Annotated in this window: 12 protein-coding genes; 7 read left to right on the top strand and 5 right to left on the bottom strand. The window is 74.0% G+C overall.

Annotated features, from left to right (window positions below; genetic code table 11):
- The first annotated feature begins 209 nt into the window (after positions 1 to 209).
- A complete protein-coding gene (locus B7R87_RS02020; protein WP_006350769.1) occupies positions 210 to 1,520 on the top strand; it encodes a TerD family protein in 1,311 nt (436 codons plus the stop codon).
- A gap of 16 nt (positions 1,521 to 1,536) precedes the next feature.
- Here B7R87_RS02020 and B7R87_RS02015 read toward each other — a convergent pair whose 3' ends face one another.
- Positions 1,537 to 2,718, bottom strand: a complete 1,182-nt coding sequence (locus B7R87_RS02015; protein WP_006350770.1) for a glycosyltransferase — start codon at positions 2,716 to 2,718, stop codon at positions 1,537 to 1,539.
- Here B7R87_RS02015 and B7R87_RS02010 point away from each other — a divergent pair.
- From B7R87_RS02010 to B7R87_RS02000, 3 genes are all read left to right on the top strand, one after another.
- Positions 2,717 to 3,553 (top strand): glutamate racemase, encoded by an 837-nt coding sequence (locus B7R87_RS02010; RefSeq protein WP_130585237.1) that lies wholly within the window; start codon positions 2,717 to 2,719, stop codon positions 3,551 to 3,553. The genes B7R87_RS02015 and B7R87_RS02010 overlap by 2 nt on opposite strands.
- Positions 3,554 to 3,648: 95 nt before the next feature.
- A complete protein-coding gene (locus B7R87_RS02005) occupies positions 3,649 to 4,224 on the top strand; it encodes a hypothetical protein (protein ID WP_006350773.1) in 576 nt (191 codons plus the stop codon).
- A gap of 115 nt (positions 4,225 to 4,339) precedes the next feature.
- The gene (locus B7R87_RS02000; protein WP_130585236.1) at positions 4,340 to 4,780 is read left to right on the top strand and encodes a hypothetical protein; all 441 of its coding nucleotides are present in this window, start codon (positions 4,340 to 4,342) and stop codon (positions 4,778 to 4,780) included.
- A 17-nt stretch (positions 4,781 to 4,797) separates the two neighbouring features.
- Here the strand turns inward: B7R87_RS02000 and B7R87_RS01995 are convergent, their stop codons facing one another.
- Complete coding sequence (locus tag B7R87_RS01995) at positions 4,798 to 5,856, bottom strand: O-antigen ligase family protein (RefSeq protein ID WP_130585235.1); 1,059 nt, start codon at positions 5,854 to 5,856, stop codon at positions 4,798 to 4,800.
- 139 nt (positions 5,857 to 5,995) lie between these two features.
- On the opposite strand from B7R87_RS01995, the gene lnt reads away from it, so the two are divergent.
- A complete protein-coding gene (gene lnt, locus B7R87_RS01990; protein WP_130585234.1) occupies positions 5,996 to 7,588 on the top strand; it encodes an apolipoprotein N-acyltransferase in 1,593 nt (530 codons plus the stop codon).
- A gap of 194 nt (positions 7,589 to 7,782) precedes the next feature.
- Here lnt and B7R87_RS01985 read toward each other — a convergent pair whose 3' ends face one another.
- From B7R87_RS01985 to B7R87_RS01975, 3 genes are all read right to left on the bottom strand, one after another.
- Positions 7,783 to 9,213, bottom strand: coding sequence for an MFS transporter (locus tag B7R87_RS01985; protein ID WP_006350776.1), 1,431 nt, complete (start codon positions 9,211 to 9,213; stop codon positions 7,783 to 7,785).
- Positions 9,214 to 9,425: 212 nt separating this feature from the next.
- Complete coding sequence (locus B7R87_RS01980; protein WP_006350777.1) at positions 9,426 to 9,977, bottom strand: hypothetical protein; 552 nt, start codon at positions 9,975 to 9,977, stop codon at positions 9,426 to 9,428.
- 307 nt (positions 9,978 to 10,284) lie between these two features.
- A complete protein-coding gene (locus B7R87_RS01975; protein WP_006350778.1) occupies positions 10,285 to 11,208 on the bottom strand; it encodes a MurR/RpiR family transcriptional regulator in 924 nt (307 codons plus the stop codon).
- Between the two features lie 248 nt (positions 11,209 to 11,456).
- Between B7R87_RS01975 and B7R87_RS01970 the strand changes: the two genes are divergently transcribed.
- Both B7R87_RS01970 and B7R87_RS01965 read left to right on the top strand, forming a co-directional pair.
- Positions 11,457 to 11,924, top strand: a complete 468-nt coding sequence (locus B7R87_RS01970; RefSeq protein ID WP_006350779.1) for a nuclear transport factor 2 family protein — start codon at positions 11,457 to 11,459, stop codon at positions 11,922 to 11,924.
- A gap of 36 nt (positions 11,925 to 11,960) precedes the next feature.
- Positions 11,961 to 14,516 (top strand): SpoIIE family protein phosphatase, encoded by a 2,556-nt coding sequence (locus B7R87_RS01965; RefSeq protein WP_130585233.1) that lies wholly within the window; start codon positions 11,961 to 11,963, stop codon positions 14,514 to 14,516.
- Positions 14,517 to 14,549: the final 33 nt, after the last annotated feature.

Here is a 14,549-nt window from a genome sequence, read left to right as displayed (position 1 = left end):
TAGGGGGTTGTTTCGCGGGACGCCACGGGTCGTGGCTCGCCAATGTGAGCGAATGCGGGAAAATCGGTCGCACAACAACGCAAGGATCCTGTAAAGGACGAGTTGAGGGCGGGTTACTGACGGGTCGGACCGGGTGCGGCGGGGCACGGGAGTAGGTTGGCGGCCGGTGTACGGTCCGGGACCCCGAACTCACGGGATGGGGGAGCTCCATGTCCATGCTCAAAGGTGCCAACACTCCGGTGACCGCGCGGCGCGTGCGCGTCGAGCTCTCCTGGAGCACCGGCCCCTCGGTGCCCGAAGTCGACGTTTCGGCACTGCTGCTCGACACCGGCTCGGGCCGGGTCCGCTCCGACCGCGACTTCGTCTTCTACAACCAGCCCGAACACGCCTCGGGCGCCGTCCGCCACGAAGGGCGGGAGACCGGGCCCGGTACGGCGACCGACGCGGTGGCCGTCGATCTCGACCGGGTGGAACCCGGCATCGGGCGGATCGTCCTCGCGGCCTCCGCCGGCGGCGGGTCCTTCGGCCGGGTCCCCGGCCTCTCCGTCCGGGTCGTCGACGCCGCGTCGGGTGCGGAACTCGCCCGCTACGACAGCACCGACGCCACCGTCGAGACCGCTCTTCTCGCGGGTGAGCTGTACCGGCGTCAGGGCGCCTGGAAGTTCCGGGCCGTGGGACAGGGGTACAGCACCGGCCTCGCGGGTCTGGCCACGGACTTCGGCATCACCGTGGACGCCGCCCGGCCCGCCGCACCGCCGCCCCCGGTCACCACCCGGCCCGCGGCCCCCGCACCTGCGGCCACCACCCGCACCCCGGCCCCCGCGCCCGTACCGCCATCCCCTCGGCCCGCCCCCGCGGCTCCTCCCGCTCCCTCCTCCGCCCCCGTGCGGCTGACCAAGGTCACCCTCACCAAGGAGGCACCCACCGTCTCCCTGACCAAACAGGGCGGCACCTCCGGTGCGCTGAAGGTCAATCTGAGCTGGCAGGTCCGCAAGCAGTTCAAGGGCTGGGGCGCCAAACTCGGCCGCGCCATCGCCCTCCACGGCGACCTCGACCTCGACCTGTGCGCCCTCTACGAACTCGCTGACGGCAGCAAGGGGGTCGTCCAGGCCCTCGGCAACGCCTTCGGCTCGCTCCACCGGCCCCCGTGGATCCACCTCGACGGCGACGACCGCACCGGAGGCAGCTCCGGCGAGAACCTCACCGTCAATCTCGACCACAGCCGGGACTTCCGGCGCATCCTCGTCTTCGTCACGGTCTACGAGGGCGCCCGCAGCTTCGCCGACCTCGACGCCACCGTCACCCTCCGGCCGCAGCACGGCGCATCCATCGACTTCTCCCTCGGCGAGTGCACCGTCCCGTCGACCGTCTGCGCCCTGGCCCTGATCACCAACACCGGTTCGGACCTGGTCGTCCAGCGCGAGGCCAACTTCCTCGTACCGCAGCGCGGTGTCAGCCCCCAGCGGACCGTCGACCACGCCTACGGCTGGGGAATGAACTGGACCCCCGGCCGCAAATGACCCCGGAACAACACACCTAGCCCCCGTCGGGCGCGGTCCCGGGACGGGCGTACACCCGCCCCTTCCAGGCCGCGCCCCGGCCCCGGTAGTGCTGGACCGCCGAGTCCACCGTCATCCCCAGATACAGCAGTGCGGTCGGCGGGAGCGCCAGCGCCAGCAGCGGAGAACACCGGTAGTACCGCAGCATCGGCAGATAGGTGACGATCATGATCGCCTTCGCGGCGCCGCCCGCCGCCGCGGCGAGCGGATCCCCGCCGACGATCCCCGCGGCCAGCGCCACCGAAGGCACCGCATACACCAGCAGCAGCCCCGGCACCGTGCCCGCCAGCAGCAGCGGGCTGTACCGCAGCTGGGCGTACGCGCTCCGGGCCACCATCCGCCACAGGTCGGCGAGCCGGGGATACGGCCGCACACTGATCACGCCCCCGGCCAGCCCCAGCCAGATCCGGCCCCCCGACCGCTTCACGGCCCGCGCCAGCGACACATCGTCGATGACCGCGCCCCGGACCGCATCCGGCAGCCCCGCCCGGTCCACCGCGGCCGTGCTCAGCAGGACACAGCCGCCCGCCGCCGCGGCCGTCCGCGCCGCGGGCCGGTTGACCCAACGGAAGGGGTAGAGCTGGCAGAAGAACCAGACGAACGCGGGCACGACGAGCCGCTCCCAGAATCCCGCGATCCGCAGCCGCGCCATCTGGGACACCAGATCGAGCCGGTTCGCCCGGGCCGCGGCCACCAGGGTCCGCAGACTGTCCGGGGCATGGGCGATGTCCGCGTCCGTCAGCAGCAGGTACTCGGGATCCGCGTCCGCCGAGCGGGCCTGCGCGATACCGTGCCGCAGCGCCCACAGCTTCCCCGTCCAGCCGGGCTCCGGTTCACCCGGACGGAGCACCCGGAGCGGCAGTCCGCCGTGCTTCTCGGCCAGGGCCAGGGCCAGTGCGCCCGTACCGTCCGTACTGCCGTCGTCGACCAGGACGATCGACGCCCGCCCCGGATACTCCTGCGCCAGCAGCGACGGCAGACTCGCCGGCAGTACCCCTGCCTCGTCCCTGGCCGGGACGACGACCACCGCATCCGGCCACTCCTGCGGCTCCGGATGCGGCGGAAGCCGCTGGTCCGTGCGCCAGAACAGACCCTGTCCCAGCAGCAGCCACACCCAGACGAGCAGGGACACCACGGCGATCGCGGAGAGGACGCTCATGCGCCGAAGTCTGCCGCACCGCACGGGCTCCGCACGGCCCGTCGACTATGGTGACCGGGTGAAGATCGCGCTCATGGACTCCGGGATCGGCCTGCTCGCCGCGGCCGCCGCCGTACGCAGGCAGAGGCCGGACGCCGAGCTCGTGCTCTCCTCCGACCCCGACGGACTGCCCTGGGGCCCCCGTACTCCCGAGGACGTCACCCGGCGTGCCCTCGCCACCGCCCGGGCCGCCCTCGCCCACGGCCCGCAGGCCCTGATCGTGGCCTGCAACACCGCTTCCGTGCACGCCCTGCCCGCGATCCGCGCCGAGCTGGAGCCCGCGGTCCCGGTCATCGGCACCGTACCCGCGATCAAGCCCGCCGCCGCGGGCGGCGGCTCCGTCGCCATCTGGGCCACCCCCGCCACCACCGGCAGCCCCTACCAGCGCGGTCTGATCCGCGACTTCGCGGGCGGCGCGGCCGTCACCGAGGTGCCCTGCCCCGGGCTGGCCGACGCGGTCCAGTGGGCCGACGGCCCCGGCATCGAGCGGGCCGTGGCCGCGGCCGCCGCGCTCACCCCCGGCGACGTGACCGACATCGTCCTCGGCTGCACCCACTACGAACTGGTCGCGGACCGCATCAGCGCCGCCGTCGGCCGCCCCGTCGTCCTCCACGGCTCCGCCGGGGCGGTCGCCGCCCAGACGCTTCGCCGGATCGGAGCAACGGACGCGCCCGGCGCCGTACCGGCCGGGCCGCCCGCCGTCGTCCTCAGCGGCCGGGCCGCCGACACGCTGCCGCGGGAGGCGCTGGAGTACGCCGAGGCCCGACTGCTGTTCGCCGCCGTCCCCACTCGCTGACCTGCGAAACAGCCCCGTGCGGCGGCGCCGGGGCCCGGTGTGATCCTTCCCTCGGACCCGGTGCCGTCGAGCCCCGTGCCGGTTACCCTGCTCGCATGAGGGACCACTTCCCCGACCCGCCCGTACGGCCGGGCGACGCGGACCGGCTCACCGCCGAGCCCGCGGTCTGGACCGGCCGCGCGACCAACCGCGTCCAGTGGCTGCTCGCCGTAGCGGGCGCCGCCTGTCTCGCCCTCGGTATCGAGCTGGCCGTGCTGGGCGACTGGACGTCCGGTGTGATCGCCCTGTCCATGTCCGTCGTCGGCTGTGTCGCCGCCGGACTGCTGATGCTCTACGGCACCCTCCCCTTCGTCCACGTCGCGGTCAGGGTCGACAGCCAGGCCGTCGAGATCCGCTGCGGCCATATCGGCCTGCCGCGGCGCCGTATCCCCCTCGCCCATGTCGTCCACGCGGAGGTCGACCCCCGGGTCACCCCCCGCCAGTGGGGCGGCTGGGGCTACCGCTGGCGCCCCGAGCAGGGCACCGCGATCGTCGTCCGCCGCGGCGAGGGCATCGTGGTGACCCTCGGCGACGGCCGGACGTTCACGGTCACCGTCGACGACGCCGAGGCCGCGGTCCGCGCCATCCGCGACCGGCTGGCACTCCACCCGGGCACCCCCGCCACCGCCTGACACCACGGCCCCGGGGGGCGTAATCCCGCGGCCGGGGAAGTACTCGGACCCGGGGCCGTCGGATCCGAGTATCCGAGCGCTGTCCTCGCCGCCCGCCGGGAGGAACGCTGACACCATGCAGAACATCCCGCGAGACGAGAAGACCCCCGTCGACCAGGTCCTGACCGCACTGGCCCTGGCCGGGGCGGCCGCGCTGCTGTGGGCCGTCTGGCTGGGCTGGGACCAGCAGCGCGACGTACAGCCCGACGGTTCCGAGACCGGCCCCTACCAGGCGTGGCAGGTCATCAGGCTCGTCGTCACCCTGCCGGCCCCGGTGTACTGGGCGGCTTCCCGCCGGTACGTCAAAGCGACGGTGTTCGGTATCACCGCCGGACTGACCGGAGCCGCCTGCTACGACTGGTCCGACCATGCCAGCGGACTCTTCGCCATCGGCGTGGCCATGATCATGATGGGCAGCCCGGGTGTGACCGGCCTGGTCGCAGCCGCCGTCGCCTCCCGGGCCCGCCGCACCGGACGCGCCGCCGGATCCGCCGGCGGACCTGCCGTCCGCGGCTGATTCCGCCGGGCGGCCGCTCAGCGGGCCGACGGGTCCGGAGCCCCGGCTCCCGCGGACGCCCGGTCCCCCGAGGCCACCGGGACGACACGTGCCGTGGCCAGCCCCGCCAGCAGCCCCGCGCCCGCGGTCACCGGGGCGAAGCTCAGCGCGTTCCCCAGCACGGCCAGGACCGCCAGCGCCGTCAGCGCCGCCGCCGCGCAGAGCACCACGGGCGTCGGGCGCGGCGAGCGCCACAGGCCGTACAGCAGCCAGCCGAACGCCCCCGCCAGCAGCGCCGCACCCACCACACCCTGCTCGGCCGCCTGCTGGAACAGGGCCGAGTGGGGCTTTCCGTCCGAGCCGGGGGTCTGCTGCGCCGTGGCGCTGAGATTCTCGAACCGGTCCGGGCCGACACCCCGTACGGGCTCCGCCTCGACCAGCGCGACCGCGTCGCGCCACAGCGCCACCCGGTTCTCCGTCAGCAGCGCCCTCAGCCCCTCGGCCGGGCCGTCCGGCAGCGCGTCCTGCGCCACCGCCCAGGACACTCCCGCCGCCACCAGGGCGACCACCACGAACCCCGCGAGCGCCGCGGTACGCCTGCGGGCCCTGCTCGACGCCGCGGCGCAGAGCACCACCGCCGCCGCGGCCGTGGCACCCGCCGCCGACCCCAGCACGACCGCCGTCGCCACCACCGCGAGCGCCAGCGCCCGCAGGGCCGCCCGCGCCCCGGGCCGCCTGGCCGCCGCCGCGGCACAGCAGGCCGCCCCGGCGCTGACCGCGAGCAGCGCGGCCGCCGCCCCCGCATCACCCGGCTCCACGGTGGACTGCGCGTTCACCCCCGGCACCCCCTCCGGCGAGGCCACCGCCAGCGCCAGCACGGCGAGCGAAGCCGTCGTGGCCGTCGCGACCGGCACAAGCGCCCCGGAGATCCGGCCGCAGGCATATCCGGCGGCGACGGCGACGACCGCGAGCAGTACGCCCTCCGGACCGGACTCCCGTCCCGCCGCGCTGATCAGCGCCCAGCCGACGGCGGCACCCAGGACGGCGGCCCCCACCCCGTCCGCGGCGCCCGCGCGCTCCACCTGCGCAGCCCTCATGATGCCGACCCCCCGAACCGAGCCACGGCAGTCCCCGTCGTCTGCCGCGTTCACCGTAGTGGCGGGCCCGGCCCGCGAGCCAGCCCCGGCCGCCCGGGGCCCGGAAGGGGTCATACCCCCCTCCCGTAGACTCGCGGCTGTGACCGCCACCCTCACCCCCGCCGACACTTCCGGGCCCGTCCCCGCGAAGCCCCGACCGCTGATGCGCGTGATCCGGCCGGGGGCCGCCGTGGCGGCCGGGCTGCTGCTCTATCTGAGCTTCCCGCCGCGCCCGCTCTGGTGGCTGGCGCTGCCCGCGTTCGCCCTGCTCGGCTGGGTGCTGCGGGGCCGTCGGCTGCGGGTGGCCTTCGGTCTCGGCCAGCTCACCGGTCTGGCGTTCCTGCTGCCGTTGCTGATCTGGACCGGCGAGGACGTCGGCCCGGTGCCGTGGATCGCGCTGGCCGCCGTGGAGGCCGTGTTCATCGCGGCCACCTGCCTCGGTATCGGCGCGGTGTCCCGGCTGCCGGGCTGGCCGGTGTGGGCCGCCGCCGTGTGGATCCTCGGTGAGGCGCTCCGGGCCCGGGTGCCGTTCGGCGGCTTCCCCTGGGGGAAGATCGCGTTCGGCCAGGCCGACGGGGTCTTCCTGCCGCTCGCCGCCCTCGGCGGTACACCGGTGCTGGGCTTCGCCGTCGTCCTGTGCGGATTCGGCCTGTACGAGACCGGGCGGCGCGTCGTCGCCCACCGGCGCGGCGGCGGACTGCCGCGCGGACCGATGGCGGCCGCGCTGCTCGCCCTGCTGGTCCCCGCCGCGGCCGCGGTCGCCGCCCGCCCCCTGGTCGATGCGTCCGCCGAGGACGGTACGGTCACCGTCGCCGCGATCCAGGGCAATGTGCCGCGGCTCGGACTCGACTTCAACGCCCAGCGGCGCGCGGTCCTCGACAACCATGTGCGCCGTACGGAGCAGCTGGCCGCGGACGTGAAGGCGGGCCGCGAGCCGCAGCCCGACTTCGTCCTGTGGCCGGAGAACTCCTCCGATATCGACCCCTACGCCAACCCCGACGCGCGCATGGTGATCGACCGCGCGGTGCAGGCGATCGGCGTGCCGACCGTCGTGGGCGCGGTCATCACCCCGGAGACCGGGAAGCTGCGGAACACCCTCATCGAGTGGGACCCGGAGCGCGGACCGGTCAACACCTACGACAAGCGGCACGTCCAGCCGTTCGGCGAGTACATTCCGATGCGCTCCTTCGTCCGGCTGTTCAGCAAGGACGTGGACCGGGTCCGCAGGGACTTCGGCCCCGGCGACAAGGTCGGCGTCTTCGATCTCGCGGGCACCAAGGTCGGTCTCGTCACCTGTTTCGAAGCGGCCTTCGACGATATGGCCCGGGACACCGTCGTGAACGGCGCCCAGCTCATCTCGGTCCCCAGCAACAACGCCACCTTCGGCCGCAGCGAGATGACCTACCAGCAGCTCGCCATGGACCGGGTGCGGGCCGTCGAGCACGGACGGTCCGTGGTCGTGCCCGTCACCAGCGGAGTCAGCGCGGTCATCATGCCGGACGGCCGGATCGTGGAGAAGACGAAGCTGTTCACCCCCGGCGCCCTGGTCGCGGAGGTGCCGCTGCGCTCCTCCCTCACCCCCGCGACCCGCGCCGGTGCCTGGCCCGAACTGCTGCTGGTGCTGGTCGCCGCGGGCGGTCTCGGCTGGGCCGCCACGGCCGCCGTCCGGGCCCGGCGGGCGCAGGGCGAGTAGGACGGGAGCAGTTCGCGGACCGTACGCGGAGACCCCGCCCGGCGCCGGTGGCGCGGGCGGGGTCTCAGATTTTTCGGGGGTTTCTGGGTTTTCGGCGGTTCCGGCGGTTTCGGCGGTTCCGGCGGTTCCGGGGTTTTCGGCCGGTTGCTCTCCTGGAGTGTGCGCTCTTGTGGTGCCGGGCTACAGCGGCTCAATCACCCCCCACTCCCCACCGGCTGCCGGTCCTCGGCCGCCGCCGCGGCCGGCTTGGCGCCCCGCATCAGCAGGGCCGTGAGCAGAGCGCCGGCCGCGGCCACGGCCGCCGCGCCGATGAAGGCGGCGCTGAAACCGTCGGTCAGGGCGGGCAGATCGCCCAGCTTCCCGGCGCCCTGGGAGGTGGCGACCGCGGTGAGCGCGGCCAGACCGAGGGCGGAGCCGACCTGGTAGGTGGTGTTGACGATGCCGGAGGCGAGTCCGGCCTCCTCCTGCCGGGCCCCGGAGATCGCCGCCATCATCGCCGGGATGTAGGCGAGGGACATGCCGACCGCGGCGACCAGCGAAGCGGGCAGTACGTCGACCACGAAGGAGCCGTTCGGCTCGATGGCCGAGAGCCAGAGCAGCCCGGCCGCCAGGACCAGCAGTCCGCCGGAGATCAGCGGCTTCGCGCCCCACCGGCCCAGCAGCTTCGCGGTGATCAGGGTCATGAAGACCATCAGCAGGGCCGTCATCGGCAGCAGCGCGGCGCCGCTGGCGAAGGCCCCGTAGCCCAGAACCTGCTGGAGGTAGAGGTTGAGGAAGTACCACATCGGGATCCAGGCCGCGCCCAGCAGCGCCATTCCCAGGTTGGAGATGCCGAGACCGGGGGTCCGCCAGATCGCCAGCGGCATCAACGGCGTCCGTACCGACTTCTGGATCACCAGGAAGAGGCCGAGCAGTACGGCCGCGCCGATGAGCTGGAGCACGGTGGCGGTAGCGCCCCAGCCGATCTCCGGCGCCCGCACCACGGCGAAGACGGCGAGTGCCAGACCGGCGGTGACGGCGGCGGCGCCGAGGACGTCGACGGCTCCGCGGCGGGGTGCGGCGGCGGGCAGCAGACCCGTGGCGGCCAGGGTGGCGAGCCCGATCGGCACATAGATGATGAAGATCCACGGCCAGCTCATCCACTCGGTGAAGACACCGCCGAGGAAGACGCCCGCGGTACCGCCGGCCGGTGCCGCGGCGCCGTAGAGCGCCATGGCCTTGCCCAGCTCCTTCGGGCTGTGCCCGAAGAGCATCATCAGCAGGGTCATCGACGCGGGGGCGATCAGCGCGCCGCCCACACCCTGGACGGCGCGGCCGACGATCTCGACCCAGGCGGTGGTCGCGGCGGCGGCGACCACGGATCCGGCGATCAGCACCACCCAGCCGCTGACGAAGATCCGGCGGGCGCCCAGCAGGTCCGACAGCCGCCCGCCGAGCAGCAGCAGACCGCCGAAGGCGATCACATAGGCGTTGAAGACCCAGCTCAGGTCCTCGGGGGAGAAGCCGAGGTCGCGCTGCATCTCGGGGAGCGCCACCCCGATGATCGAAGTGTCCATGATCACCATGAACTGCGCGGTGGCCAGCACCAGAAGTGCCCACCAGCGCCGTGGGTTGACGGTTGACATCGCCCGTCCCCTCCTCTGAAGGTTCCATACCCCTTGGGGGTATCCCCTGGGGCGAGAAGGAATATACCCCCGAGGGGTATCCGGGGCGCAAGGGGGTGCGGCGATCTTTCTCGCGGAGGTTTTACGGCACGCCGGACGGCGCTCGCCGGGGGCGGGGGAGATGGGGGCAGGGGGATTCCTGCGGTCCTACGGTTGCCGCGGGCGTGCGGCGGTCAGCCGTTGCGGCCGTACGGCTCCGGCGCATGCGTGAGCAGGGCCCGCGTCACCAGCCGCACGCCGCGCGCGAGCCTGCCCAGTTGCTCCAGCTCGGCCGCGTACATCAGGATCGCGCTCTCCACGATCCGGTCGGAGACGCCCAGTGGTGGCAGTTCGGCCCGGGAGGTCCGCAGGGCGGCCCGGACCGCGCCGATCTCGTGCTGGAGCTGCCACTGGGCGTGGCGGGCCAGTGCGACGGGATGCCGGGCGAGCGTGGGATAGCCGGCGTAGCGCGCCGGAACGAGGGTGCGCAGCCAGAGGGTGGCGGTCTGTTCCCAGCCGGGGTTGCCGGGGGCGGTGACCTGGAGCGGCCAGTCCGCCGCGGCCGCGCGGGAGTTGCGGGGCGCCGACGTGGCTCCGGAGGGGGTGCCCCCGGCGGCGGGCCCGGGGGTCCGGGGTGTTCTGGCGGCCCCGGCCCAGGGGTAGGCCGAGGCCGCCGGGTGGGCTTCCGCAGGGGACGGAGGCCCGGACGGATCATCGCGGTGGCGACGCGAGGAGGAGTGCGTCATGGCGCGATGCCCGGCTCTATGCGGCGCTGTGCGCGCCGGGGCCCGAGAGGTCGGCGGGGCGTTGGTTCGTCTGCATGATCGCGCGCGGCCGGCCTTCCTCGGGGCGTGGTTCGGTCACGGAGTGAATCGACTCGGTCGATCTCCGGACCACTTCAGGCAGTAAATATATATACCGTCGAGTATGCAAGGGTAAGAAAATTTTCATGCAGACCGGGGTCCGGAGGGTGAACGGGCGGGGTGGTGCGCGGGGTTGGGTGTCCGGGTGCCTGGGCGCCTGCCGGGACCGGCGGGGAGTCGGCCGGATCCGTCAGTCGTCGAGGAAGAAGTCGTGCTGCTCCGCGGCGTGTTCGTAGCTCTCCAGCCGGGTCTGGGTGCGCTGCGGATCGGCGTCCGCCATCGCCTGGAGCAGGGCGGCGGAGAGTACGCCGGGCGCCGCGTAGGAGTCGAAGACCAGCCGTGAGCCGGTGGCGGCCACCAGCACTTCGTCCGCCTCGTCCGCGAGCGGCCCGAGGGGCAGATCGGTGATCAGGGCGACCTTCAGCCCGGCGGTGCGGGCCGCGCGCATCGCGGCGAGCGTCTCGTTCGCGTGCCGCGGCATGGCGAAGGCGAGCACCCAGGCGCCGCCGGCCTCGCGGGACTGGAGCAGGGCGTCGTAGGCGACGCTCCCGCCGCGGGTCACGGTCCGTACGTCGGGGTGGATACGGCGGGCCGCGTAGGAGAAGTACTCGGCGAGGGAGGCCGAGATCCGCAGGCCGAGCACGGTCAGCGGGACCGACCGGGCCAGCTCCCGGCCGAGGTCGAGCATCCGGTCGGTATCGGCGAGCAGCCGTCGCAGGTTCTCCAGGTTGTCGATCTCCGCGTCGACGGCGGCCTGGAGCTCGTTGCGGCGGATCTCCGCGCGGGCGTCGGGCATCCCGGCGATCGCGCTCAGGGCGATGGGCTGGAGCGCCTCCCGCAGGGCGGGGTAGCCGCTGAATCCGACGGACGCGGCGAAACGGGTGACCGAGGGCTGGCTGACCCCGACCCGGTCCGCCAGATCGGTGATCGACAGAAAGGCCGCCTCGGTGAGGTGGTCGGTGATGTACTGCGCGATCCGCCGCTGGCCCGGGGAGAGCCGGTGGCCGCCGAAGAGCGCGAGGACCCGGTCCGCCGGGGCCGGCCCGGCGTCGGGCTCGCCCCCTCCCGGCGTGATCGCAGACGCCTGTGCGCGTGCCTGCTGATCTGATGGCACCGGTGTCACTCCTTCTCGTCCCGCTCCCGTTCAACATAGCCCAGTCGGCGGGCCGGGCCGAGAGGGCCCGGCCCGCCCGTCTCGTATACCGGACAGTAGGTGGACGGCCGTGGTGGGCCGGAACTCCCGTGGTGACAAGGGTGTTTGCGGGAGAACCAGCGTTCTCTGTAAGCTGCGGACCCCAGGGGAGAACGATCATTCTCCGCTCGGTGGCCGAGAGCCGCCGAAGGTGGCGACAAGGAGCAGCCATGACCGCGAAGCCCCCCGTACCGCCGTTCACCCGGGAGTCCGCCGTACGGAAGGCCCGGCTCGCCGAAGACGCCTGGAACAGCCGCGACCCCGCCCGCGTCGCCCTCGCCTACACGCAGGACTCCCGCTGGCGCAATCGGGCCGAGTTCATCACCGGCCGGGCGGAGATCGTCGCCTTTCTGACCCGCAAATGGCAGCGCGAACTGGACTACCGGCTCATCAAGGAGGTCTGGGCGTACGAGGCCCGGCGGATCGCGGTGCGCTTCGCCTACGAATGGCACGACGACTCCGGCAACTGGTTCCGTTCGTACGGCAACGAGAACTGGGAGTTCGACGACGACGGGCTGATGAGCGCCCGCCACGCGTCCGTCAACGACCGGCCGATCGCCGCCGCCGAACGGCTCTTCCACTGGCCCTCCGGCCGCCGCCCCGACGACTGTCCCGGCCTCTCCGCCCTCGGGCTCTGACCCGCCTGCCGGGCCGCACGGACGACGGCGAAGGAGATGCGCCCCGCCCGGGCCGGGGCGCATCCTGGCTGTGTGACCTCGAACGGCGCGACCGGGGACACCCCGCCGCAGCGGCACGGGGCGACACCCGCACCACCGAAGGGCGGCGGGGCGGTACCCGGCGAGCTGGAGCTGCTGCTGGCCGAAGCCTCCGTGGGGGCCGCCGAAGCGGTCGGCGGATTCGCGGGCGGGGTCTATCTGCCCTCCGGTACGACGGAGGGCCTCCTCCGGCTGGCCGTCATGGCCGGACTGCCCACCAAGCTCTTCCGGCCCTGGTGGCGGGTGCACGAGAACCGCCCTTTCCCGGTCGCCGCGGCCCATCGGACGGGACGGGCCGTCCATCTGCCGGACGCCGAGGACGCCATGCGGCGCTTCCCGCAGCTCATGGTCAGCCTGCCGTTCCCGTTCAGCGCGCTCTACGTCCCGGTCGTCGCGGGCCCCGAGCGGTTCGGCGTCCTCGGCGTGCTGCGCAGCCCCACCCCGGGCCGCCCCGTCGCCCGGGGCGACCGGCAGCGGATGCAGCGCGCCGCCGACCGCCTCGCCGCCGACCTCGCCGCGCTGAAGGACGGCGGCACCGCGATCGTCTGGGACGCCGAACCCCTCCCCGTACAGCTGCCGTCCCTGACCGCGCCCCCGGTCCGGATCGGCCACTTCGACTGGGACCTCGACACCGGAACGGTCACCGGGGACGAGGCGTTCTGCCGGATCCTCGGCCACACCCCGGCGGACTTCCCCGGCACGGCCGAGGCCTTGGCCGGCCGGCTCGCCCCGGAGGACGCGGCCGGGCTGAGGGCCGTCGCCCGGCAGACCGCGGCCGCGGGCCCCATGGCCTCCCGGCGGATCCGGCTGCGCGGCGCCGACGGTCGGGCGCATCTGGTCGAGCTCTCCGGCGGTCCGCCGCGCCGCGCCGGTGCCCCCGACGGCCCGTCCGTGCTCCACGGGTCCCTCGTCGACCTCGGCCCCGGCCCCGTTCTCACCGAATCCGGCGACCGGCTGCCGCGCGCCCTGCTCTCCCTCGACCGGCTCGGCCGGGTCACCCATCTCAACCACACCGCCGAGACCCTCATCGGCCGGGGCAGGCCCGAGCTGACGGGCCGGGTGCTGTGGGAGGCGCTGCCGTGGCTCGCCGACCCCGCGTACGAGGACCACCTGCGGGCCGCCCTGATGTCCCCGGCCCCCGTCTCGTTCACCGCCCGCAGGGACGACGACACCTGGCTGGAGGTCGGTCTGTACTCCGGCCACGACGGGGTGACCGTCACGCTCCTGCCCGCCGAGCACCCCGTGGGCGGGCGCCGGGCCCGGCCGCCGGGCGCCCCGGTCCCGGGCGGCCCGTTCGCCGCGCTGACCAGTCAGTCCACCGGGCTCTACCGGCCCGTCGCCCTCGCCATCGCCCTGACCGAGGCGGTCACGGCACGCCAGGTATCGGCCGTCGTCACCGACGAGCTGCTGCCCGCCTTCGGCGGCCGTCAGCTGGCCATCTACCTGCTCCACGAGCGGCATCTCTTCCTGGCCTGGGAGACCGGCTTCCCCCAGGGCTTCCTGGACCGCTTCGACGGCGTCGGCCTCGACGCCCGGCTGCCCGGCGTCGAGACCCTGACCACCGGCCGCCCCCTCTTCTTCGAGTCCATGGAGCAGCTCGCCGCCGCCTATCCCGGCATCCCCCTCGACGCCCATGTCGGCGCCCGGGCCTTCCTTCCGCTGATCGCCTCGGGGCGGCCCGTCGGCAGCTGCATCCTCGGCTTCGACCAGCCGCGGGCCTTCGGTGCCGAGGAGCGCACCGTGCTCGTCGCGCTCGCCGGGCTGATCGCCCAGGCCCTGGAGCGGGCCCGGCGGTACGACTCCGAATCCGCACTCGCCCGCGGACTCCAGGACGCCCTGCTGCCGCACCGGCTCCCGGTCCTCGACCAGGTCGAGACCGTCGGCCGCTACCTTCCCGGCACCCAGGGCATGGACGTGGGCGGCGACTGGTACGACGTCGTCGAGACGGGCGACCGGATCGCCCTGGTGATCGGGGACGTCCAGGGCCACGGGGTGGCCGCCGCCGCCACCATGGGCCAGATCCGCAGCGCCCTGCGGGCCTTCGCGCTCAGCGGGCCCGACCCCCGGGAGGTGATGGGCGGCACCAACCGGCTGCTCATCGACCTCGACCCGGGACAGTTCGCGAGCTGTGTCTATCTGCTCATCGACCCGGTGACCGGGGCGGTGCAGGCGGTACGGGCGGGACATCCCCAGCCGCTGCTGCGTCACCCGGACGGCCGTACCGAGGTGCTCGACCTCGCGGGCGGTGTGGTCCTCGGGGTCGACCCGGCCGCGGCGTACCCCGTCACCGAACTGACGCTGGAGCCGGGGGCCGTGCTCGCGCTCTACACGGACGGCCTGGTGGAACAGGCGGGCGCCGATATCGACTCGGGCGTCGAACGGCTGCGCGCCTCGCTGGCCGGCGCGGAGGGCGAACCGCTGGCGGAGACCGCCAACCGGCTGATCAGGGAGGCCCGTCAGGCCGAGGACCGTCCCGACGACATCGCGCTGCTGCTGGCGACCCGCTGGGAGTAGGAGCGCGGAGCGCTGCGGCGGGCGGTGCCGCCC

The sequence above is a fragment of the Streptomyces tsukubensis genome, from assembly GCF_003932715.1.
Lineage (GTDB): Bacteria > Actinomycetota > Actinomycetes > Streptomycetales > Streptomycetaceae > Streptomyces > Streptomyces tsukubensis.
Note: the sequence above shows the minus strand (reverse complement) of the source record. Positions and strands in the feature narration are given on the sequence as shown.

What these genes read in the sequence shown, in the direction of transcription:
- B7R87_RS01995 (WP_130585235.1), bottom strand. Translation starts at nt 5,856, where the DNA reads ATGAGGGCTGCGCAGGTGGAGCGCGCGGGCGCCGCGGACGGGGTGGGG.
- B7R87_RS02015 (WP_006350770.1), bottom strand. Translation starts at nt 2,718, where the DNA reads ATGAGCGTCCTCTCCGCGATCGCCGTGGTGTCCCTGCTCGTCTGGGTG.
- B7R87_RS01970 (WP_006350779.1), top strand. Translation starts at nt 11,457, where the DNA reads ATGACCGCGAAGCCCCCCGTACCGCCGTTCACCCGGGAGTCCGCCGTA.
- B7R87_RS02010 (WP_130585237.1), top strand. Translation starts at nt 2,717, where the DNA reads ATGCGCCGAAGTCTGCCGCACCGCACGGGCTCCGCACGGCCCGTCGAC.
- B7R87_RS02020 (WP_006350769.1), top strand. Translation starts at nt 210, where the DNA reads ATGTCCATGCTCAAAGGTGCCAACACTCCGGTGACCGCGCGGCGCGTG.
- B7R87_RS01985 (WP_006350776.1), bottom strand. Translation starts at nt 9,213, where the DNA reads ATGTCAACCGTCAACCCACGGCGCTGGTGGGCACTTCTGGTGCTGGCC.
- B7R87_RS01965 (WP_130585233.1), top strand. Translation starts at nt 11,961, where the DNA reads ATGCGCCCCGCCCGGGCCGGGGCGCATCCTGGCTGTGTGACCTCGAAC.
- B7R87_RS01980 (WP_006350777.1), bottom strand. Translation starts at nt 9,977, where the DNA reads ATGACGCACTCCTCCTCGCGTCGCCACCGCGATGATCCGTCCGGGCCT.
- B7R87_RS02000 (WP_130585236.1), top strand. Translation starts at nt 4,340, where the DNA reads ATGCAGAACATCCCGCGAGACGAGAAGACCCCCGTCGACCAGGTCCTG.
- B7R87_RS02005 (WP_006350773.1), top strand. Translation starts at nt 3,649, where the DNA reads ATGAGGGACCACTTCCCCGACCCGCCCGTACGGCCGGGCGACGCGGAC.